Origin of the sequence: Pseudomonas frederiksbergensis (genome assembly GCF_003732705.1) — a bacterium.
GTDB lineage: Bacteria > Pseudomonadota > Gammaproteobacteria > Pseudomonadales > Pseudomonadaceae > Aquipseudomonas > Aquipseudomonas frederiksbergensis_F.
In genome coordinates this window covers 263,065-285,606 of record NZ_MOBR01000009.1, presented here as the reverse complement: position 1 = coordinate 285,606, position 22,542 = coordinate 263,065, and the positions used below count along the sequence as shown (strand labels likewise).

Here is a 22,542-nt window from a genome sequence, read left to right as displayed (position 1 = left end):
CATGACATTCGTATTCGAGAGCGTGCTCAAGGACAAGAACATGGGGTACGCCTGCACGGCGGAAAAAACCGTGAAGCCGCAGGCCCTGACCCGTGTCGCCTTCGTCCTTTTGAACAATTTCTCGATGATGTCATTCACCGGCGCCATTGATGCGTTGGTGACCGCAAACCTGATCAGCGAGACGCCGGGGTTTGAGGTGCTGACAGTCGGCTTGAAGAGTCGCCTGGTGATGAGCGACCTGGGAATTGCCATTTCCGCCGACCTGGAATTGGCCCACTTGCCCGATCGGATCGACGTCCTGATCGTGGCCGGTGGGTTGAGGGTAAAGCTGATCAGCGACCCGCTTTTACGCCGCAAGCTGCGCAACGTCGCCTCGCTCGGCGCGACCCTCGGGGGTTTATGGAATGGCGCTTTCTTCCTGGCCGACGCGCAACTGATGGATGGTGTCGAGTGTGCGTTTCATCCAGACGGGCGCGCGATGATGCAGGATGTATTTCCCAAAGTAGTGGTCTCCAGCCGAACCCACGTCATCGACAGAAACCGCATCACCTGCGCTGGCGCCAGCAGTTCGTTACGGATGATGCTGCAACTCATCAGCGCCCAAAAAGGCGTGTCGCTGACCCACGCCGTAGAGGAAATCCTTGGTTGCGATCAACCCGGTGAAGTCTCCGGCATATCGGCGGTCACCGTGGATTCGGATCCCACCCTGCCCCAATCCCTGAAACTCGCGCTGGAGCTGATGCAGAAAAATATCGAAGAGCCGCTGTCGATCGACGAGCTGGCGGGCTGGGTGAACATCAGCAAACGCCAACTGGAGCGGCGATTCTGCCGCTTCGTTGGCGCCACGCCCAAGCGCTACTACCTCGAGCTTCGCCTGACCCGGGCGCGGCAGCTGATTTTGCAGAGCAACCGGCCCATCACCGATATCGCGATTGCCACCGGTTTTTGCAGTTTCGCCAATTTCCATCGGCGATTTCGTGACTTCTTCGGCGTTGCGCCGAGCAACTACAGGGCCACCTATGAACGCAGGCGCTGAGTTTGCCGGTGCCCGGGCTCAATATGGCGAGCGCCTGTCCACGCGCATCGCCTTCCTGATTGCGGGCCTGCTGATGTCCGCCTGGGCGCCACTGGTGCCGCTGGTGAAGCAACGCGTTGGCCTGGATGACGGAAGTCTCGGCTTACTACTGCTCGGGCTGGGGGGCGGATCGATTGTCGCGATGCCCTTCGCTGGCTACCTCACGGCTCACTATGGCTGTCGGCCGGTGATCATTTGCGCGACGATTGCACTGTGTGCCGTTCTTCCAATCTTGAGCACAGTGATCTGGCTACCCGGCCTGGTCATCGCGGTCATTTTCTTCGGCGCCAGCATGGGCATGCTGGATTGCGCGATGAACATTCAGTCGGTGATTGTCGAAAAGAACAGCGGGCAAGCACTGCAATCCGGTTTCCACGGCCTCTACAGCGTCGGCGGCATCCTGGGCGCCGGCGCGATGACTGCCCTGCTGTCAGTGGGGTTCGATCCACTGATAGCGACGCTCTGCATGGTTGCCGTCGTACTCGGCGCGCTGTACAAGGCGGCACCTGCGTTGCTGGTTTACGGCACTGAACGCGGCGGTCCGTTGTTCGCGATTCCCAGAGGTATCGTGCTGCTGCTGGGCATGCTGTGTTTCATCATCTTCATGACGGAAGGCGTGATGCTCGACTGGAGTGCAGTGTTCCTTGTCTCTCACCGAGGGCTGGACCCGAGCATTGCGGGATTGGGCTACGCCTCCTTCGCCGCGGCCATGACGGTCGGCCGTCTGACAGGTGATGCCATCGTCAGCCGATTGGGCGGTGTGCGGGTGATTGCGCTGGGTGGGTTATGCGCAGCGGCGGGCATGGCCGTATCACTGGCATTCGATGGCTGGCCCGCATCCTTGGTGGGTTACGCGCTGGTCGGGGCGGGTTGCTCGAACATTGTCCCCGTGCTCTTTACCGCGGTCGGCCGCCAACAACGCATGCCACAAGCGGTGGCCATCCCCGCCGTCATCTCGATGGGCTACGCCGGCATTCTGCTCGGTCCGGTAGTGATCGGCGCAGTCGCCCATCTCAGCAGCTTGTCCGTCGCGCTGAGCGGCGTGATTGTCCTTCTGGTCTTCGTCAGTGCGACCGCCCGATCGATCAGGCAATAACCGAACTGACATCGAAACGTCCTGACTTCGACTTATTCCAAATCGTGATTAAACACCTCCATTCCTTGCACCCTCCCCATCCTTTGCTATATCTAAAACTCCACAACGCTATCTAAAGAGGCAACGGAATGTCAGTCGCGAAGAAAATGAGTGTGGGGCAACTGACGATGTTGACGGCCGTCAACATGTTGGGCTCGGGCATTGTGTTGTTACCGACCAAACTCGCCGAAGTCGGCGCTATTTCGATTCTTTCCTGGCTGATCACGGCCACTGGCTCGCTGGCCCTGGCGTACGCGTTTGCCCGTTGCGGGATGCTCAGTCGCAAGACCGGCGGCATGGGTGGCTATGCCGAATACACCTTCGGCAAGGCCGGTAACTACCTGACCAACTACACCTACGGCGTATCGCTGTTGATTGCCAATGTGGCGATCAGCATTACGGCGGTTGGCTACATCCAGGTGCTGTTTGACGTGAAACTGGATTCGCTGCAAGTGGGACTGGCAACGATTGCCTTGCTGTGGATCACCACCTTCGCCAACTTCGGTGGCGCGCGGATTACCGGGCGCATCGGCGCGGTGACCGTGTGGGGCGTGATTGCGCCCGTGGTGCTGGTGTCCACGGTCGGCTGGTTCTGGTTTGACAGCAGCATCTACGCCGCTGGCTGGAACCCGCACGACAAGGGCTGGTTCGAAGCTGCTGGTGCCTCAGTGGCGATCACCTTGTGGGCATTCCTCGGGCTGGAATCGGCGTGCGCCAACACCGACGCCGTGGAAAACCCCGAGAAAAACGTACCGATTGCCGTGCTCGGCGGCACCTTGGGGGCGGCGGTGATTTACATCGTTTCCACCAATGTCATCGCCGGTATCGTCTCCAACCCGGAACTGGCCTCCTCCACGGCCCCGTTCGGGCTGGTGTTCGCCAAGATGTTCACGCCGTTGATCGGCGATATCGTGATGGCAGCGATGATTCTGGCCTGCATCGGCTCGCTGCTCGGTTGGCAGTTCACCATCGCCCAGGTGTTCAAGAGCTCGGCGGACACCGGTTATTTCCTGCCGATCTTCGCCAAGGCCAACAAGGCCGGCACACCGATTGTCGGCATGCTGATTCTCCTCGCCGGACAGACTGCGCTGGGCCTGCTCACTATCAGCCCGGACCTGAGCAAGCAGTTCGACACCCTCGTCAACCTCGCGGTGGTGACCAATCTGGTGCCGTACATCCTGTCCATGGCGGCGCTGGCGACGATGCAGAAAGTGTCCAACGTGCCGGCCGGCAAGGCGCTGGTCACCAACATCATTGCCTGGGTGGCGGCGGCCTACAGCTATCTCGCGCTCTACAGTTCGGGCGAGCAAGCGCTGATGCTCGGCGGTGTGGCGACGATCTTCGGCTACACGCTGTTCGGCTTCGTCAATAACCGCCTGATCCGCCTCGAAGCACTCAACAACAGCGTACCGACGCAAACCGTCAGTGCGCAGCACATCAAGGGCGAGCCGGTGCCGGTCAACCACTTGCAATCCGCCACTTTGGAGCCTCAATCATGACGGAATATCGACACACGCTCGGGATGCTCACGCTGTTGGTGAGCAACCCGCCGGACAAACGCACCGTGTTCGGTCGTGCCCTGGATCAGTTGATCAACGATGTGGAAGAACGCGCCGTACACGTCATCGCCTCGGAAACCCTGAGCGACGCCACGTCGATCCTGCGCTCTGACCCGGCCGTGCAATGCGTGCTGCTCAGTTGGGAAATGGACAAAAGCGAAGGCCACGAAGAATGCATCAAACTGCTGGTCAGCCTGCGCGAACGCAACACCCGCGTGCCGGTGTTCCTGATCAGCGACCGCAGCACCGCGTCGAGCATTCCGCTGGTGGTCATGCAACACGCCGACGACTTTATCTGGCTGCCCGAAGACACCAGCCGCTTCCTCAGCGGTCGCATCCTGGCCGCCATCGAACGCTATCGTCAGGCTGCGTTGCCACCGATGTTCGGCGCCCTGGTGAAGTTTGCCCGAACCTATGAATATTCCTGGCACACCCCCGGCCATGCCGGCGGCACCGCGTTCCTGAAAAGCACGGCGGGCCGTGCGTTCTACGAATTCTTCGGGGAAAACCTGCTGCGTTCCGACCTGTCGATCTCGGTGGGCGAACTCGGTTCGCTGCTCGATCACAGCGGCCCGATCGGCCAGGGTGAGCGCTACGCCGCCAAGGTCTTCGGCGCCCACCGCACCTATTACGTCACCAACGGTTCGTCGACCTCCAATCGGGTCATCCTGATGGCCAGCGTCACACGCAATCAGATTGCCCTGTGCGATCGCAATTGCCACAAGTCCGCCGAACACGCGATGACCTTGTCTGGCGCGATCCCGACGTACCTGGTGCCGACCCGCAACCGCTACGGCATCATCGGCCCGATCCTGCCGCAGACACTGAGCGCCGAAGGCGTGAAAGCCGCCATCGCCAACAACCCGTTGGTCAAGGACGGGATCGATCCGACACCGGTTCACGCGATCATCACCAACTCCACCTACGATGGCCTGACCTACAACGTCACCCGGGTTGAAGAGCTGCTGGGCCAGAGCGTCGACCGGCTGCATTTCGACGAAGCCTGGTATGGCTACGCGCGGTTCAACCCGTTGTATCGCGAGCGCTTCGCCATGCACGGCAGCCCGGACGATCACGACGCGTCGAAGCCAACCGTGTTCGCCACCCAATCGACCCACAAACTGTTGGCCGCCCTCTCCCAGGCCTCGATGATTCACGTGCGCAATGGTCGCAATCCCATCGAACACGGGCGCTTCAACGAATCGTTCATGATGCACGCCTCGACCTCGCCCAACTACGCGATCATGGCCTCCTGCGACGTCAGCTCGGCAATGATGGAAGCCCCGAGCGGGCAGATCCTCACCAGCGAATCCATCGAAGAAGCCGTCTCGTTCCGCCAGGTCATCTCGCGTATGCACAACGAGATGCTGAGCAAGGACGACTGGTTCTTCACCTGCTGGCAGCCGCCGTCGGTACACATCGGTGGCACAACCGTGCCGTTCCATGAAGTCGATCCGGTACTGCTGAAAACCGAGCCGAACTGCTGGGTCCTGCACCCGAACGAGGTCTGGCACGGTTTCGGCGACATCGAGGACGGCTACTGCATGCTGGACCCGATCAAGGTCTCGGTGCTCAGCCCCGGCATGGGCGACGACGGCAACCTGCTCGACTCGGGCATCCCGGCGTGTGTGCTCACGGCCTACCTCGGTCGCCAAGGCATCGTGGTCGAAAAAACCACCGACTTCACCATCCTGTTCCTGTTCTCCATCGGCATCACCAAAGGCAAATGGGGCACCCTGGTCAACGCCCTCCTCGACTTCAAGCGCGACTACGACGACAACGTCGAACTGGAACTGTGCCTGCCCGACCTGCTGGCCGCCAACCAGACGCGATACAACGGCATGGGCCTCAAGGACCTGGCCGACGACATCTTCGCCGCCATGAAAAAACACAAGACCACCGCCAACATGGCCCAGGCCTTCGGCATGCTGCCCAAAGCCGAATTCAGCCCGGTGGAGGCCTACGAGAAGCTGGTGCGCAACGACATCGAGCGGGTCACCCTCGAACAAGCCGCCGGACGTATCGTCGCCACCGGCATCGTGCCCTATCCACCGGGCATTCCGTTGCTGATGCCAGGCGAGAACGCCGGACCTGCGGATGGGCCGTTTTTGGCGTATCTCAAGGCACTGGAGGCTTTTGACAAATCCTTCCCCGGTTTCACCCACGACACCCATGGGATCGAAAGTGAGGCAGGGGTTTATAGCTTGCTGGTGTTGAAATGAGGTAAGTGGGGCACCGCTGGGGACGACGACCAAAATATAGTTCTGACGGGCTCCACAAATAAATCGGCAGCGCAGCATCCGGCAGATGTATCGGAGTGGAACTCTATCCGCTTGAGGTTATAGTCCTCTTCAGTCAATGAACCGGGTAAAGCCAACATGAAAACGGTCACGGCCCTTTTCACCTGTCTGTTCGCCGCCAACGTCTGCGTGGCGGCGAACGCCGGTGCCGAGCCCCCTTCGCCGATCAAGACCACCTTCGATTGCACCCAGGCAAAAACCTCCGTCGAGAAGCTGATCTGTCGCGACCCGCAATTGAAGCAGATGGATATCGAACTGATGCGCCTCTATCGCCTGGCGCTCACCGACGAACGTGCAGTCCCGCGTCCAGACAAAATCGCCATCGACCAGCGATTCTGGATGGACGCGCGCAATCAGTGTGGCGCCGACCCAGAGCCCAAGGCGTGCGTGATTCGCAGTTATGCCGAGCGCGCCCACCAGCTGCGCCAGGGCTCGGCGATTGTCAGAACCAAGGATCCCGACCGTCTCACCGAAGGCCCGCTGGCGTTTCGTTGTGCCGGGTTGAACGCGCCGATGGCCGCCACGTTCTATCTCACGCACCCCGGTGCCGTGTACCTGAAATGGGCAAACACCTCGATCACCCTGAACCAGGTGCCGAGCGATTCGGGCACCCGTTACACCGGCAAGGATCGCCAGGGTGACTACAGTTTCTGGCAAACCGACAACGGGGTGCTTTTCCAGAAACCAGGTTCAGGGGCAATGAGTTGTACGGCCGAGCCGGTCGGCTGATTTTGCTACCCGCAGGCTCATTGCGATGCAATCGTCTTTGCTTCCAGGAATGCCTCCAGCCCAAGGACGCCAAATTCCCTGCCGATCCCGGACTGCTTGAAACCCCCGAACGGTGCGAGAAGATCCGGAACAATTCGGTTGATCAATACCGTGCCCGCCTCTAATCGGGAGGCGATGTGGTTCGCGCGTTCTGGCCGCTGCGAAAACACATACGCCTGTAATCCGTAAATCGTGGCGTTGGCGATTTCTATGGCGTGCGCCTCGCTGTCATAGGCAAGGATTGACAGCACCGGGCCGAAAATTTCTTCACGCGCGATGTCCATGTCGTTATCAACGTCGGCAAATACCGTGGGCTGCACGAAGTATCCCTTTTCCAGCCCCACGGGCCGGCCTTCCCCACCGGCAATCAGCGTCGCGCCTTGCTCATGGCCGCGCCGGATAAAACCTTGTACCCGGTCGTATTGGGCCTGGCTGACCAGTGGCCCGATATCCGTTGCCGGATCTAGAGGATTTCCCACGACCATCGCAGCCACTAACGTCTTGACCCGTTCGATGACTTCCTTCAAGCGTGCACGCGGCACCAGCAGACGAGTGCCAGCGACACACGCCTGACCGTTGTTCATGAAGGCGGCATTCAGCGCCAAGGGAATGGCGATGTTGAAATCCGCGTCCTCAAGGACGATAGAGGCGGATTTCCCAGTGAGCGCCAGGCTCACCCGTTTCAGGGTCTCGACACCTGCGCGAGCAATCCGCTTGCCGGTCGGGGTGGAGCCCGTGAATGAGATTTTGGCGATGAGCGGACTGGTGCTGATTTCGTCGCCCACCTCATCTCCCCGCCCAAGCAGGATATTGAAAACACCGTTTGGCAAACCTGCACGATCGAGGGCTTGGGCCAGTGTGTGGGCTTGCAGTGCACTCATCTCACTGGGCTTGATCACCGAAGCACAGCCAGCGGCAATCGCGGAGGCCAGTTTGCTGCAAAGAGTGCCGGCGGTGCTGTTCCAGGGGGCAATCAAGCCTGCAACGCCGACGGGTTCCATAAACACCCGCGCCGCGCCCATCGGGCGAACCAGATCGTAGGCCTCCAGGGTTTGCGCTGCGTTGGCAAAGCACTGCGAAGCATATTGGCTCACCCATTGGGCGCGGGCAAAAGGGGCGCCGTATTCTTCGATGGCGGTGTCGCGTATCTGCTCGGTGCTTGCCAGCACGGCCGCCTGTAGGCGCTTGAGCATGTCGATACGTTCAGCCTTGGTGGTGCGGCCCATTGCTGCCTGAGCACGTCGGGCCGCCGCAATCGCCTGCTTCGCATCGTTCCGATCAGCCAAGGTGACGGTGCCCATGACCGCTTCTGTCGTTGGATTGATGCACTCAACGATTTCACGCCCCTGCACCGGAACGAACTGACCGTCGATATAGGCCTGATTGATAGTCCACATGATGGGGATTCCTGACTGTGTTTTGTTTGGGTCCCCACAATCTAAGGACTCTTCACTGTTTTGATAATGTGATCAAATGCGGATGAGCTATTTCGGAAACCGGGATTATGTATAAAAGTGGCCTCACTGAACTGGAAGTCGTACTGGCCGTGGCCAGGCGCAACGGCTTCCGCGCGGCAGCGGTAGAACTGGATATGTCGACCACGGCTGTCAGCAATGCCGTGGCCGGGTTGGAAGCCAGGCTGGGTGTGCGACTGTTTCACCGCACCACCCGCAGCGTCTCTTTGACCGAGGCCGGCCAAACCTTTGTGAAGCAAATCGGCCCATCGGTCACCACTATCCAAGAGGCGATGGCCAACCTCCTGGAGCACAATCGCGCTCCAACCGGCACCTTACGCATCAACAGTTCGCTCGGCGCGGCGCTGATGGTTTTCCAACCCATACTCTTGAAGTTCCTGCGCCGCTACCCCGGCATGACAGTAGACATCGCGACTGACGGGCGGATGGTGGACATCATTGCCGAGGGTTTCGACGCCGGCTTGCGCGCCAGTTCACGGGTGCCGCAGGACATGATCCGCGTGCCCATCAGTAAAGAAATCTCGATGGTCGTGGTGGCTTCGGCGGACTACTTGAGCCAGCATCCCGCGCCAGGCAATCTCGATGACCTTGCAGCGCACAGCTGCATCCGCGCCCGTCTTCCCAGTGGGATTCCCTCACCGTGGGAGTTCATTCAGGACGATAAGACGCTGAAGATTGAAGTGCTGGGCCCCATGGTTTTGGACTCGCCCATCCTGATGCTGGAAGCCGCGAGGCAAGGCCTGGGGCTCACGCAACTGCCCGAGTGGTACGTCACGGATGATTTGGCCAGCGGGCGACTGACAAGAGTATTGGAGCGATGGGAAACACCGGCGCCCGGGCTTTCCCTGTATTACTCAGGCCATCGACACTTGCCTGCCGGTCTGCGCGCACTGATCGACGTGATTCATGAAGTCGCTGACCACTAGCTCAGCGAAGGCAAACATCGCCATCCAGCGCAAATGCATCGCGCAAATAGTCAGTAAACGCCCGCACCCGCGCCGATTGGCGACGATCCGGTGCAAACACAGCATGGATCGGCAGCGACGACGGTGTGTACCCTTCCAGCACCGCCACCACGCGCCCAGCCTGCAGTTCCTCGCGAAACAACCATGACGGCGACAGTGACAGGCCCAACCCGCTCAGGACCATTTGCCGAATCGCTTCGCTGTTGTTACTGCGTACATTGCCCTTGACCTGCACGCTCTGCCATTCGCCGGCGTGTTCGAAACGCCAACTGTCGAAATGCTCCATCTGATTGAAGACCAGGCAGTTGTGAGCGCTGAGTGCGTCGGGTGTCGCGGGCACGCCGTTGTGTTCGAGATAACCGGGCGCTGCGAATACCCGGCGTCGGGTCAGGCCTATTTGCCGGGCAACCAGACTACTGTCCTTCAACTCGCCAATTCGCACCGCGACATCGATCCCCTCGCTGACCAGATCGACGTTCTCATCGCTCAACTGCAAGTCGATCGTCACCTCGGGGTGCTGCTGAAGAAATCCGTGCAGCCGAGGCGCGATCTGTATCCGCCCGAAACTGCCGGAAGAGGCAATACGCAGCGGCCCGGCCACCCGTTCCTGGCCGGTCTGGAAGCTGTGTTCGGCGTTGTCCACCGCCGCCAAAATCTGCCGGCAATGTTCGTAATAGCGCTGACCTTCGTCTGTCAGGCTCAGATTTCGAGTGCTGCGGGCAAACAGTCGGCCGCCCAGGCGTTTTTCCAGGGCGCCGATCTGTTTGCTGATGGTCGGCTGGCTGAGGCCGAGCTCCCGGGCAACGGCCGAGAAGCTGCCCCGCTCCACCACCCGCATAAACATCGACATCGCTTCTAACGTATCCATCACGGCCTACTTAGTGGTGATTTGGAATGAATACTATAGGTATTTGTCGCCTTATCGGAATCCGTACCTTAGATGAAACTGTGGCCATCACCTCATCGTCATCAGGAGTCACCCCATGAGCCAGACCACCATGCGCGCCGCCATCGCTGTAACCGCTGGCGCCGCACTGCAAGTGCAAAACCTGCCATTGCCTGAAATCAAGGCAGGCCAGGTGTTGGTAAAAATCATCGCCAGTGGCGTCAACCCGCTGGACACAAAGATCAGCAGCGGCCAGGGCGGGCATGCCCGGCAACCGTTGCCCGCAGTTTTGGGCATAGATCTGGCCGGGGTTGTCGAAGTGGTTGGTGCGGACGTCAGCGCATTCAACATCGGCGATGAGGTCTACGGCATGGCCGGCGGGATTGGCGGCAATCAGGGTTCGCTGGCGCAATACATCGCCGTCGATGCCGATTTGCTGGCGCGTAAGCCCCGTAATCTGAGCATGCGTGAAGCTGCGGCGCTGCCGCTGATTTTCATCACGGCCTGGGAAGGACTGGTGGACCGGGCCAATGTTCGGGCCGGGCAACAGGTGTTGGTACAAGGCGGCGCCGGTGGTGTCGGGCATATCGTTGTACAAATCGCCAAGGCTCGCGGGGCCGACGTGTTCGCCACCGGGAGTGGCAAAGGCCTGGCAATCATCGAAAGCTTCGGCGCCACAGCGATTGATTACCGCAGTCAGGCGCCGGCCGATTACCTTGCGCAATACACCGATGGCGAGGGTTTTGACATCGTGTACGACACCGTCGGCGGCGCGACGCTGGACGCTTCGTTCGGCGTGTTGAAGCTCTACACCGGCCACGTCGTCAGTTGCCTCGGTTGGGGCGAACACAAACTCGCGCCACTGTCGTTCCGGGGCGCGACTTACTCCGGGGTCTTCACGCTACTGCCCCTGATCACTGGCAAAGGTCGCAAACACCACGGCGAAATCCTCGCTGAAGCCACCCGGATGGCTGAAGCAGGACAACTGCGGGTTTTGCTGGACGATCGACACTTCAGCCTGGAAAACGTCAATGATGCCCACGCCATCGTTGCCGCAGGACAAGCAATCGGTAAAGTAGTGGTCGACCTCTAATTGCGTCCCTGGATATCCATTAATGAGCATCGAACCAAAACTTCCACTCCAGATCCTGTGCTTCGCCGCCCTCGGCCTCGCCGTTCTCAGCGCCGAGGCCAGTGCGCCCTCCTCGCCCCCCAAGGCCTTGCAACCGCTGCTGGTAACGTTGAACGAACGCCTGAACATCGGCGATCTGGTCGCCCTGACCAAATGGGACAGCGGCAAACCGATCCAGGACAGTCCGAGGGAAGCGCAAGTGATTGCCAACGCCAAGCAACTGGCCACCGACCGGAAAATGGACCCGGAAGACGTGGGCCAGTTACTCGCGGCGCAGATGGAAGCGAACAAACTGGTGCAGTACGGGCTACTCGCCAATTGGCAAGCCGCCGGCAAGGCACCGGACACCCCGCGCCCGGACTTGGCCAAGCAAATCCGCCCACGGCTGGATGAGCTGCAAAACCGCCTATTGCAGCAATACGCCGACTTCGCGCCCTTTCGAAACGACCCCAGCTGCGCGAACTGGATTGCAAAGGCACGCGCCAGCCTGGCCACGGATCCGTTGCATGAACTGGCGTTGATTCGCGCTACCGGGGAATTGTGTACGGCGGGTTTGCCTCGGTAAATCTCGACCAAAGCACACTTGGGGCGTCACTCACGTACTCGGCGACTTATGCCACGGATAACCTTTCGCGCTGACTTCAAAGGCGTAATCGAACAGGCGCTTCATGTACTCGCCATCGAATTTACGATTACGCGGGCAGAGAAAATCGGCGCCGATGTACGCGAGGTTAAAGTCCGCCCCGTCCTGCTGCGCAATTCGGTAGATACGATCCAGGTCGCTGATGCCTTGGGTTTGAATCAATGTGCTGATGGCACGACCGCCGATGCTCAAGGTGCGGCGCTTGGTGCCGGACCATTGCGGTTCCAGTTTGCCGTTGCGGATGACGTAGAAATGTCGCTCCCGGCGCAGGCGCGCTCCCACCACATTGTTCAGCGCCATCACGGTGCCTGGCGGGTAAAGGAACACTTGAGTGAGGACGCCGCCGTCCACGTGCATTTCCTGAAACTGTTTGCCATCAACTTCCACGTCGATCATCACTGGTGACACGGCACCGGGAATGCTCATCGACGCGACCATGATGTTGCGAAACAACTCGAGCGCTCCCGGTGCATCGCTGGAAGCAATCGCCCCCATGTTCCACGTGACGGCCCGCCCTGAATCAAGGTCGGTGGTGCCAATCATCAGCAGGCGTCCCTTGGCGTATTGCGCGGCGATGGCCGCCAGCACCTCGGCCGTGACGTACTTGGCGATAAGTCGCGACAGAGGCTTGCTGTCCGCCATACCGTCGCTCGCCAGACGGGTCAGCACATTGCGCGAACGGAACACGTCTTTGGGACCGATGCCGTTGCAGATCCCAAGAATCACAGGGTCATATTCGGGCCCCAGGTAAGCAAACGGCGCAACCAATGCCCCTGCGCTGATGCCGGTGACGACCTTGAACACCGGTCGGGACCCATGCAGGGTCCATCCGGCAATGATGCCCGCCGCGAAGGTGCCTGCGTCGCCACCGCCCGAAACGGCCAGCATATCGGCCAGCGGCAGCATGTCACTCGGGTCCTCGATATTGCCGAACGCCTCGTACTCCCGAACGTTGGCCTCACTTGCATCGCGGATGAAGGGTGTCAGATCCTGGTCCAGCCAGTAGCGCGCATTCGGGATGCCGGGGATGACTGCATTTTCCGTCAGTGGTTGTGGCACCGCATCGCGGCGTTGCAGGCAGCCTTCGCGCAACATGTTCAGCGTTGAAGCGCTGGGCCTGGGCAGAAAGGGTTTCAAGACGCCTCCTCCGGTCCCTGTGATCGACACAGAACGCGCTCGACTCAGTGACTTGTTCATCCTCCATGCTAGCGCAAGCCCAGTGAGTCAGGACGCCGACGGGACGTCCGGTCTGGCTTAACGCAGCTTCAGTGGATCGACCAATTGCGCCGCAATCGCCATCCCCACCAAATCCGGCAAGGTATTGGCCTGCATGCGCTTCATCACCCGAGAACGATACAGATCGACGGTTTTCGCACTGACGCCCAGTTGCTCGGCGATTTCCTTAGTGGTGTAACCCTGAACCAGCGGCAGCAACACATCCCGCTCCCGGGGTGTCAGGGTCAGCAAACGTGCCTGCAATTCCTCGTGGCCGACATTGCCCGAACGATTCGCCGCGCAGTTGCTCAGGGCCTGTTGCACGCTGTCGAGCAGCAGCTGTTCGTTGTAGGGTTTTTCGATGAAGTCATGGGCGCCAGCCTTGAACGCACGGACCACGATGGGCACATCGGCGTGGCCGCTGACGAAGATGATCGGCAGTTTAAGCTCGCGTTCACGCATGGCCTCCTGCACGTTCAAACCGCCCATGCCGGGCATGCGCACATCCAGCAGCACGCAGGCATTGAGCTTCGCATCGCAGGCCTCAAGAAATTCGACGCCACTGGTGAACGGCAAGGCTTTCAAACCCACCGATTCCAGTAACCAGACCGTCGAATCGAGCATGCCTTGATCATCGTCGACCACGTACACCACGTGTTCCGTCACAGCTGCCATTGCGTTATTCCTGTTGTTGTTTTGTTGGGCCGGCCAGTGGCAAACGGCAATAAACCTGCAGCCCGATCGATTGTCGGCGCGCCTGCAGTTCGCCGCCAAACCCTTCGATGATGCTGCGGCTCATGGACAAGCCAAGGCCCAGGCCATCGGGCTTGCTGGTGTAGAACGGGGTGAAGATTTGTTCAAGCTGCGACTCGCTGACGCCCGGTCCCTGGTCGTGCACGCTGATCTCCACCGTGGCGCCACTGACTTGCCCCGCCGCCATCATGATCAGTGACGGTCGGCCCGGATGTTGTTCGCGGTTGGCATCGATGGCATTGCGCAACAGGTTGAGCAGCACCTGCTCCAGTTGCACCCGGTCGGCATAAACGGGCGGCAGATTATCCGGTAGCCGATCTTCAATTGTCACGTGGCACTGGGTCGCCTCCCAGGCACACAAGCGCACGGCGCCACGGGCGACATCAGCCACGTTCAGTGCCTGCATGCGCCGCTGGCCCTTGCGCAGGAAACCGCGCAAACGGCGGATGACTTCCGAAGCGTGAGTGGCGTGCAACGTGATGCGTTCCAGACCTTGGGCGACCCGTTCAGCCGCCTGGGGATTGCTGCCCAGGGCCTGCAAATAGCGCTGGCTGGCGTTGGCATAATTCACCACTGCCGCCAGTGGCTGGTTGATTTCATGGGCGATGCCCGAGGCCAGTTCCCCGAGTGTCACCAGTCGCGCGGTGTGCGCCAGTTCGTCCTCCAGACGCCGCCGGTTTTCTTCGGATTGCACGCGGGCGGTGATGTCCCGTGAGACGCAAACCACCTCGACCACCGCCCCGGTGTAGGTTTCACGAATCGCCCGGCTGGCGGTTTCGAACCACAGGTAATGCCCGTCGCGATGGCGGATGCGATAAGTCATCGTGTGATAACCGTCCTGCTCCAGGGCATCGCGGGCGGTTTGTACCAGATTGGCCAGGTCCTGGCCGTGGAACAGGCCCTGGGCCATTTGCCCGCGCAACTGTTCGGGCCAATAACCGAGCAAGCTCCAGGACGCCGGCGACGCATCGAGAAAACGCCCGTCCGGGGTATGCCGGGAAATCAGGTCGGTGGTGTTCTCGATGATCAGCCGATACAGGCGCCGCGCGGTGGCCGCCTCGCGCTCTGCCAAGACTTGCGTGGTCGCCACATAGCAACGGCCGAGCACGCGGCTGTGCTGCGGATCAGGGATAAAGGTCCAGATCAGAATCTGCGCCTGGAACTCGGCCTCGACCCCCTCGATGGCGCGCTGCTGCGCCAGGCAGGCGCGCACCAGGTCCCGATGATTGTTCGGCAAAAAACCCAGCACGTAGCTGTGAGGATGCTGCGCCAGCAGTGCCAGCAACGCCGCATTCAACTCCAGCGGCTGACCCTGGCTATCGAGCAGCACACTCGGCTGTGGGTCATAGCTCAATAAGGGTGAGTCGGGCGTCATCACAGGTCCGCTACGTGGGGGAAAGCCAAGAATATACCGGCCGTGGGGAAATCGCCGCATTCATTTAGCGTCCGAAGAACGACATATAGTATTTATACTATACAACATAGGTTGTACTTCCATATCTCCGTCAGATTGTTATATAAAGCACACCGGACATAAAAGTTGACCTCAGCGGCTACGCTGAAAGGTCAGCTACAGAGCTAACAATCAGCCACCGAGTACCCGTCATGTCGATCTTCGAACAAGGGCTTAGCCCTACGGCTGTCAATCACATTGCCTTGTCGCCGCTCAGCTTTATCGAGCGCACCGCCCACGTTTACCCCGACTACCCCGCCGTCATCCACGGTTCGATTCGCCGTACCTGGGCACAAACCTACAGCCGTTGCCGACGCCTGGCTTCGGCCCTGGCCGGTCGCGGGATCGGCAAGGACGACACCGTTGCGGTGATGCTGCCCAACATCCCGGAGATGCTGGAAGTGCACTTCGGCGTACCGATGATCGGCGCCGTGCTCAACCCACTCAACGTGCGTCTGGACGCCGAGGCCATCGCGTTCATGCTGCAACACGGCGAAGCCAAGGTGTTGATCACTGACCGTGAGTTCCACACTGTGATTCACGCCGCCATCGGCATGCTCGACCATCCGCCGCTGGTGATCGACGTCAACGATCCGGAATACGGCGAAGGCCAGGCCGTCAGCGACCTGGACTATGAAGCGCTGCTGGCCGAAGGCGATCCGGCGTTCGCCTGGCAATGGCCGGACAATGAGTGGCAGGCCATCTCGCTGAACTACACCTCCGGCACCACCGGCAACCCGAAAGGCGTGGTCTATCACCATCGCGGCGCCTACCTGAACGCCTTGGGTAACCAGATGACCTGGGCCATGGGCAACCACCCGGTGTACCTCTGGACCCTGCCGATGTTCCATTGCAACGGTTGGTGCTACCCGTGGACCATCACTGCATTGGCCGGCGTGCATGTGTTCCTGCGCCGGGTCGATCCACAGAAAATCCTCACCCTGATCCGCGAACATCAGGTGACTCACCTGTGTGGCGCGCCGATTGTGCTCAATGCATTGGTCAACATGCCGGACTCGGCAAAAGCCGCCATCGATCACCCGGTCAACGCCATGGTCGCCGGCGCCGCGCCGCCGGCAAAAGTCATCGGCGCCGTGGAAGAAATGGGCATCAAGGTCACTCACGTCTATGGCCTGACCGAAACCTATGGCCCGGTGACGCTCTGCGCCTGGCATGCCGAGTGGGATGAATTGCCACTGGATGAGCGGGCGCAGATCAAATCCCGTCAGGGCGTGCGCTATCCAACGCTGGAGGGTGTGATGGTCGGCAATTCGACGACGCTCAGACCGACCCCGCGTGACGGCAAGACCATCGGCGAGATCTTCATGCGCGGCAACACCGTGATGAAGGGTTACCTGAAGAACCCGACCGCCACCGCCGAGGCGTTTGAGGGCGGCTGGTTCCACACCGGCGACCTGGCGGTGTGTCATCCCGACGGCTATGTCGAAATCAAGGACCGGCTCAAGGACATCATCATCTCCGGCGGCGAAAACATTTCCACCATCGAACTCGAAGGCGTGCTCTACCGCCATCCGGGTGTGATGGAAGCCGCAGTCGTTGCGCGGCCCGATGAAAAATGGGGCGAAACCCCCTGCGCGTTCATCACCTTGAAGGCCGATCACCAGGACGTGCGCGAGGCGGACATCATCAGTTTCTGCCGTGAGCACCTGGCCGGGTTCAAAGTGCCGCGCACGGTGATTTTTACCCTGTTGCCGAAGACTTCCACCGGCAAGATCCAGAAGTACGTGCTGCGCGAACGGGCCCAGGCGCTCTAACCCTCACCCACGCTGAACGCTTCAAGCGGCAGGTCGCGAACCTGCCGTTTCGGGCTCGTGCGCGCTCAATTCGGCGCGCCCTCGCCCTGCCCCCACACACCGACAACAAAAACAATGTGGAGCTACCGATGATCGACATCCATTCAACCGACACCCAGCGCTGCGAACGGATTCGCGCCAATCCGAAATTTCTTCAACTGGTCAGCAGCCGTTCGCGCCTGGCCTGGTCATTGAGTGCCACGGTTTTGGGCACTTACTACCTGTTCATGCTGGTGGTGGCGTTTGCCCCGCAGTGGTTGCACGCGCCGCTGGGCGAGAACCGGATGTTGACCCTGGGCATGCCGGTGGGCGCGGCGATCATCATTTTTTCCTGGCTGCTGACGGGCTGGTACGTCTATCGCGCCAACACTCGTTTCGATGCGCTCGGCGCGGCCATTCTTGAGGAGAGCAAGTGATGAAACTGCTCAAGAACCTATTCCTCGCCGGTGCAGGCCTGCTGTCGTCCGGCGTCGTGCTCGCTGCGCCGCTGACCGGCGCGGTGGAGAAACAACCGCTCAACCTGAACGCGATCAGCATGTTTTTTGTGTTCGTGCTCGGCACCCTCTGCATCACTTGGTGGGCAGCGCGGCAAACCAAATCCACCTCGGATTTCTACACCGCGGGTGGCGGCATCACCGGGTTCCAGAACGGTCTGGCAATTGCCGGCGACTACATGTCTGCCGCCACGTTGCTCGGGCTGTCGAGCCTGGTGTTTGCCAAGGGCTACGACGGTTTCATCTACACCATCGGCTTCTTCGTCGGCTGGCCGATCATCACCTTTCTGATGGCTGAACGCCTGCGCAATCTGGGGCGCTACACCTTCGCTGACATCGTGTCCTATCGGCTGGACCAGAACAAAGTGCGGATCTTCGCCGCGTTCGGTTCGCTGACGGTGGTGTGCTGCTACTTGATCGTGCAGATGGTCGGTGCCGGGCAGTTGATCAAATTGTTGTTCGGCCTTGATTACCCGGTAGCTGTGGTCATCGTCGGTGCGCTGATGCTGGTGTACGTGATTTTCGGCGGCATGATCGCGACGACTTGGGTGCAGATCATCAAGGCTGTGTTGTTGCTCGCCGGTGGCACGACCCTGGCGGTTATGGCCATGTCGCAGTTCGGTTTCAGCTACGAAACCCTCGCCGCCAAAGCGGTTCAGGCCCACGCCAGTGGCTGGAACATCATGGGCCCGGGCGCGATGCTCGCCGACCCGATCAACACCGCGTCCATGTCTCTCGGCCTGGTGTTCGGGATCGCCGGCCTGCCGCACATTCTGATGCGTTTCTTCACCGTGCCGAACGCCAAGGAAGCGCGTAAATCGGTGTTCTACGCCACCGGTTTCATCGGTTTCTTCTTCCTCGTGGTTTGCACGTTGGGCTTCGCGGCGATGGTGATCATCGGCACCGATCCGCAGTACTACGTCAACGGTGAAGTCGGCGGCGCCTTGATCGGCGGCGGCAACATGGTCGCCATGCACCTGGCCAAAGCCGTGGGCGGCAACCTGTTCTTCGGTTTCCTTGCGGCGGTTGCGTTCGCCACCATCCTTGCCGTGGTTTCCGGGCTGGCCCTGGCCGGTGCGTCGGCGATTTCCCATGACCTGTACGCCACGGTGTTCAAGAAAGGCAAGGCCAGCGAGAAACAGGAAATGCGCGTCACGCGCATGGCCACCGTCGGCCTGGGGATCATCGCGATTCTGCTGGGCATTCTGTTCGAGAAGATGAACGTCGCGTTCCTGGTGGGCCTAACGTTTGGCATCGCCGCGTCGACCAATTTCCCGGTGCTGATCATGGCCATGTACTGGAAAGGCCTGACCACCAAAGGCGCGATCCTCGGTGGTTTCGCCGGGCTGATCTGCGCGTTGGTGCTGGTGATTCTGTCGCCTGCCGTGTGGGTCACCGTGCTCGGCCATGCCCACGCGATCTTCCCCTACGACCACCCGGCGCTGTTCTCCATGCCGCTGGCGTTCCTGGTGATTGTGGTCGTGTCGAAACTCGACCGCAGCGTGCGCGCCGACAAGGAGCGTGATGCCTACGCCGACCAGTTCGTGCGCGCCCAGACCGGCCTCGGCGCCGCCAGCGCTTCCAGTCATTGATTGAAAAAGCACGGCCCGCCCGTTGCGGCGCCGTGCCCACCGTCCCAACGAGGTTCACGTTATGCCCGAATTCAACGCTCCCCTGCGCGATATGCGCTTCGTGTTGCATGAAGTGTTCGACGCCCCGGCCCTGTGGGCACGCCTGCCAGCGCTGGCGGACAACGTCGATGCCGACACTGCCGACGCCATTCTTGAAGAAGCGGCCAAGGTCACCTCGCACCTGATTGCGCCACTCAATCGCAGCGGCGACGAAGAAGGCGCGCATTGGGTCTATGGCCAGGTCACGACGCCGATCGGTTTCAAACAGGCTTACACCACTTACATTGAAGGTGGCTGGGTCGGTTTGTCCGGTAACGCCGAGTTCGGCGGCATGGGCATGCCAAAGATGCTTTCCGTGCAGTTCGAAGAAATGCTCTACGGCGCCAATTCAAGCTTTGCGCTGTATTCGGCGTTGAGCTCCGGGGCGTGCCTGGCCCTCGATGCCCACGCCAGTGAAGAACTGAAAAACATCTATCTGCCGCCGATGTACGAAGGCCGCTGGGCCGGCTCCATGTGCCTGACCGAAGCCCACGCCGGTACCGATCTTGGGATCATCCGCACCCGCGCCGAACCTCAGGCGGACGGCAGTTACAGCATCAGCGGCAGCAAGATTTTCATCACCGGTGGCGATCAGGACCTGACCGAAAACATCATCCACTTGGTGCTGGCCAAACTGCCGGATGCGCCGGCCGGTCCCCGAGGCATCTCGCTGTTTGTGGTGCCCAAGGTGTTGGTGAATGCCGACGGTTCCCTCGGTCATGCCAACGCGGTGAGTTGCGGTTCGATCGAACACAAGATGGGCATCAAGGCCTCGGCCACCTGCGTGATGAACTTCGACGGCGCCAGCGGTTGGCTGGTGGGTGAAGCCAATAAAGGCTTGGCGGCGATGTTCACCATGATGAATTACGAACGCCTGTCCATTGGTATTCAGGGCATCGGCTGCGCAGAAGCGTCGTATCAGAGCGCGGTGAGATATGCCCGGGAACGGGTGCAGAGCCGCTCGCCAACCGGCGCCATGGCCCCGAACCAGATCGCCGACCCGATCATCGTTCACCCTGACGTGCGCCGCATGCTGCTCAGCATGAAAGCCATGACCGAAGGCGGCCGGGCGTTTGCGAGTTACGTCGGTCAGCAACTGGATTTGGCGAAGTTCTCCGATGACGCCCGGGAGCGTGACAACGCGCAAACCCTGGTGGCGCTGCTGACGCCAGTGGCCAAGGCGTTTTTCACCGACACCGGCCTGGAAAGCTGCATCCACGGCCAGCAAGTGTTCGGCGGTCACGGCTACATCCGCGAATGGGGCCAGGAGCAATTGGTGCGTGACGTGCGCATTGCGCAGATTTACGAGGGTACCAACGGCATCCAGGCGCTGGACCTGCTCGGCCGCAAGGTTCTGGCCGACAACGGCGTGGCGCTGCGCCAGTTCACCGGCGAGATCCGCCACTTCGCCCATCAGCCCGATGCGCCCTACTCCATTCAACTGTTCGACGCCGTGCAGCGCCTGGAAAACCTCAGCGACTGGCTGCAAGACCAGGCGGCGACCAACCGCAATGAAGTCGGCGCCGCGTCGGTGGAATACCTGCACTTGTTTGGGTATGTCGCCTACGCCTGGCTGTGGGCGCGGATGGCCCAGGTCGCGAAGAAAAAGCGCAGTGAAGATCCCGCCTTTTATGGGGCGAAGATGGCCACCGCTGACTTCTATATCGAGCGTTTGCTGCCGCGCATTTTGAGCCTGGAGCAATCCATTCGCGCCGGCAGTGGCTCGTTGTATGGCCTGAGCGCCGAACAGTTTTAACGATTGAACCGCACGCGGCGCCTCCGCTCCTCTCTTTGGGCGTTCGCGTTTTTTACTGAACAAGCCCTCGCCTGTCTGGCGAGGGTGTGTGAAACGCTTTTCCAAAAAAAATAAAAACACAGGGGCTTCACCATGGACCGTCACACCCGCACTCTCGCTACCCGACTGTTATTGGCCGGCGGCATTATCAGCCTCTCGGCCCCCGCCTCAGCGGACTTTATCAAAGACAGCAAGGCCAGCCTGGAGCTGCGCAACTTCTACTTCAACCGCGATTTTCGCCAGGACAATGCTGCGCAATCCAAGCAGGAGGAATGGGCGCAGGGTTTTCTGCTGCGCTATGAATCGGGCTTCACGGACGGGTTGATTGGCTTTGGCGTTGATGCCATTGGCCTGGTCGGAGTCAAACTCGATTCCAGCCCGGATCGCGCCGGTTCCGGCCTGTTGCAACGCCATCGCACCACCAGCAAAGGTGCCCAGGATGAATACGGTGAACTGGGTGTGACCGCCAAGGTGCGCGCTTCTAAAACGGTGTTGAAACTCGGCACTTTGCTGCCCAAGTTACCGACGGTGCTGGCCAACGATTCGCGGCTGTTGCCGCAGACATTCGAGGGCGGTCAGTTGACCTCGCTGGAAGTCGAAGGCCTGACCGTAGACGGCGGGCGCCTGAAACAGGTCAACCAGCGCGATTCCTCCGATTACGAAGACATGAGCATCACCAAGACCGGCGCCAAAGGCATCATCACGCCGCACGCCACCAGCGACAGCTTCGACTTCGCCAGCCTCAGCTACAAATGGACCGGCAACCTCGCCACGGGCTACAGCTATGGCCATCTCGACAACTTGTACAGCCAGCATATGGTCAACCTGACCTACGTGTTGCCGGTGACGGCGGGCCAGTCGTTCAAGAGCGATTTGCGTTTTGCCCGCTCCACTGATGACGGCGGTAGCAACGTCGATAACAAGGCGTTGGGGGCGATGTTCACCTACACCCTCGGCGGCCATGCATTGGGGCTGGGTTATCAGAGCATGAGCGGCGACACCGGGTTTGCCTACATCAATGGCACTGATGCGTTCCTGGTGAACTTTGTGCAGATTGGCGACTTCGCCAGCAAGGATGAAAAGTCCTGGCAAGCCCGTTACGACTACAACTTCGCGGCCATGGGCGTGCCGGGGTTGACCTTCATGACCCGCTACCTGACGGGCGACAACATCGATCTGGGGGGCAATCGCCCGGAGGGGAAGGAATGGGAGCGCGATACCGATATCGGTTATGTCGTGCAGAGTGGCCCGTTGAAGAACGTTGGGGTCAAATGGCGCAATGCGACCGTACGCTCGACTAACTTCGGCAGTGATCTGGACGAGAACCGGTTGATCGTCAGCTACACCCTGCCGATCTGGTAACCCGTAATGATCGTTCCCATGCTGATCGTTCCCACGCTCCGCGTGGGA

At 60.4% G+C, this 22,542-nt stretch carries 18 protein-coding genes; 13 read left to right on the top strand and 5 right to left on the bottom strand.

What is annotated here, in order from left to right:
• The first annotated feature begins 1 nt into the window (after nt 1).
• The 5 genes from BK667_RS12910 to BK667_RS12890 all read left to right on the top strand — a co-directional run bounded on the left by BK667_RS12910 (nt 2) and on the right by BK667_RS12890 (nt 6,798).
• Nucleotides 2-1,036 carry a GlxA family transcriptional regulator gene (locus BK667_RS12910; RefSeq protein WP_123508355.1) on the top strand — a complete coding sequence of 345 codons (1,035 nt, stop codon included), beginning with the start codon at nt 2-4 and terminating at the stop codon, nt 1,034-1,036.
• The gene (locus BK667_RS12905) at nt 1,020-2,171 is read left to right on the top strand and encodes an MFS transporter (RefSeq protein ID WP_123508356.1); all 1,152 of its coding nucleotides are present in this window, start codon (nt 1,020-1,022) and stop codon (nt 2,169-2,171) included. The genes BK667_RS12910 and BK667_RS12905 overlap by 17 nt, the downstream gene beginning before the upstream one ends.
• A 128-nt stretch (nt 2,172-2,299) precedes the next feature.
• A complete protein-coding gene (gene potE, locus BK667_RS12900) occupies nt 2,300-3,709 on the top strand; it encodes a putrescine-ornithine antiporter (protein ID WP_123597827.1) in 1,410 nt (469 codons plus the stop codon).
• On the top strand, nt 3,706-5,991 hold the full coding sequence (locus BK667_RS12895; RefSeq protein ID WP_123597826.1) for an Orn/Lys/Arg family decarboxylase: 2,286 nt from the start codon (nt 3,706-3,708) through the stop codon (nt 5,989-5,991). Before potE ends, BK667_RS12895 begins: the two co-directional genes overlap by 4 nt.
• A 156-nt stretch (nt 5,992-6,147) precedes the next feature.
• Nucleotides 6,148-6,798 carry an MliC family protein gene (locus tag BK667_RS12890; RefSeq protein WP_123597825.1) on the top strand — a complete coding sequence of 217 codons (651 nt, stop codon included), beginning with the start codon at nt 6,148-6,150 and terminating at the stop codon, nt 6,796-6,798.
• A 17-nt stretch (nt 6,799-6,815) separates the two neighbouring features.
• Here BK667_RS12890 and BK667_RS12885 read toward each other — a convergent pair whose 3' ends face one another.
• Entirely contained in the window at nt 6,816-8,234 is a 1,419-nt protein-coding gene (locus BK667_RS12885; RefSeq protein WP_123597824.1) for an aldehyde dehydrogenase family protein, read from the bottom strand.
• A 107-nt stretch (nt 8,235-8,341) separates the two neighbouring features.
• On the opposite strand from BK667_RS12885, the gene BK667_RS12880 reads away from it, so the two are divergent.
• The gene (locus BK667_RS12880) at nt 8,342-9,238 is read left to right on the top strand and encodes a LysR family transcriptional regulator (RefSeq protein WP_123597823.1); all 897 of its coding nucleotides are present in this window, start codon (nt 8,342-8,344) and stop codon (nt 9,236-9,238) included.
• A 1-nt stretch (nt 9,239) separates the two neighbouring features.
• Here the strand turns inward: BK667_RS12880 and BK667_RS12875 are convergent, their stop codons facing one another.
• Complete coding sequence (locus BK667_RS12875; RefSeq protein WP_123597822.1) at nt 9,240-10,145, bottom strand: LysR family transcriptional regulator; 906 nt, start codon at nt 10,143-10,145, stop codon at nt 9,240-9,242.
• Nucleotides 10,146-10,260: 115 nt separating this feature from the next.
• Between BK667_RS12875 and BK667_RS12870 the strand changes: the two genes are divergently transcribed.
• Nucleotides 10,261-11,256, top strand: a complete 996-nt coding sequence (locus BK667_RS12870) for a zinc-dependent alcohol dehydrogenase family protein (protein WP_123597821.1) — start codon at nt 10,261-10,263, stop codon at nt 11,254-11,256.
• A 22-nt stretch (nt 11,257-11,278) separates the two neighbouring features.
• Entirely contained in the window at nt 11,279-11,860 is a 582-nt protein-coding gene (locus BK667_RS12865; RefSeq protein WP_123597820.1) for a chorismate mutase, read from the top strand.
• A 30-nt stretch (nt 11,861-11,890) separates the two neighbouring features.
• Here BK667_RS12865 and BK667_RS12860 read toward each other — a convergent pair whose 3' ends face one another.
• The 3 genes from BK667_RS12860 to BK667_RS12850 all read right to left on the bottom strand — a co-directional run bounded on the left by BK667_RS12860 (nt 11,891) and on the right by BK667_RS12850 (nt 15,281).
• The gene (locus BK667_RS12860) at nt 11,891-13,075 is read right to left on the bottom strand and encodes a patatin-like phospholipase family protein (protein WP_259698017.1); all 1,185 of its coding nucleotides are present in this window, start codon (nt 13,073-13,075) and stop codon (nt 11,891-11,893) included.
• A 117-nt stretch (nt 13,076-13,192) separates the two neighbouring features.
• Nucleotides 13,193-13,828 (bottom strand): response regulator transcription factor, encoded by a 636-nt coding sequence (locus BK667_RS12855; RefSeq protein ID WP_123508366.1) that lies wholly within the window; start codon nt 13,826-13,828, stop codon nt 13,193-13,195.
• Between the two features lie 4 nt (nt 13,829-13,832).
• Nucleotides 13,833-15,281: a sensor histidine kinase gene (locus BK667_RS12850; protein ID WP_123597818.1), complete on the bottom strand. Its 1,449-nt coding sequence runs from the start codon at nt 15,279-15,281 to the stop codon at nt 13,833-13,835.
• Between the two features lie 230 nt (nt 15,282-15,511).
• Between BK667_RS12850 and BK667_RS12845 the strand changes: the two genes are divergently transcribed.
• The 5 genes from BK667_RS12845 (at nt 15,512) to BK667_RS12825 (ending at nt 22,494) form a co-directional block, all read left to right on the top strand.
• Nucleotides 15,512-17,134: an acyl-CoA synthetase gene (locus BK667_RS12845; RefSeq protein WP_123597817.1), complete on the top strand. Its 1,623-nt coding sequence runs from the start codon at nt 15,512-15,514 to the stop codon at nt 17,132-17,134.
• 128 nt (nt 17,135-17,262) lie between these two features.
• The gene (locus BK667_RS12840) at nt 17,263-17,589 is read left to right on the top strand and encodes a DUF485 domain-containing protein (RefSeq protein WP_123508369.1); all 327 of its coding nucleotides are present in this window, start codon (nt 17,263-17,265) and stop codon (nt 17,587-17,589) included.
• Nucleotides 17,589-19,259: a cation acetate symporter gene (locus BK667_RS12835; protein WP_123597816.1), complete on the top strand. Its 1,671-nt coding sequence runs from the start codon at nt 17,589-17,591 to the stop codon at nt 19,257-19,259. The genes BK667_RS12840 and BK667_RS12835 overlap by 1 nt, the downstream gene beginning before the upstream one ends.
• A 61-nt stretch (nt 19,260-19,320) precedes the next feature.
• Nucleotides 19,321-21,093: an acyl-CoA dehydrogenase C-terminal domain-containing protein gene (locus BK667_RS12830; RefSeq protein WP_123508371.1), complete on the top strand. Its 1,773-nt coding sequence runs from the start codon at nt 19,321-19,323 to the stop codon at nt 21,091-21,093.
• A gap of 132 nt (nt 21,094-21,225) precedes the next feature.
• Nucleotides 21,226-22,494, top strand: coding sequence for an OprD family porin (locus BK667_RS12825; protein ID WP_123597815.1), 1,269 nt, complete (start codon nt 21,226-21,228; stop codon nt 22,492-22,494).
• Nucleotides 22,495-22,542 lie beyond the last annotated feature (48 nt).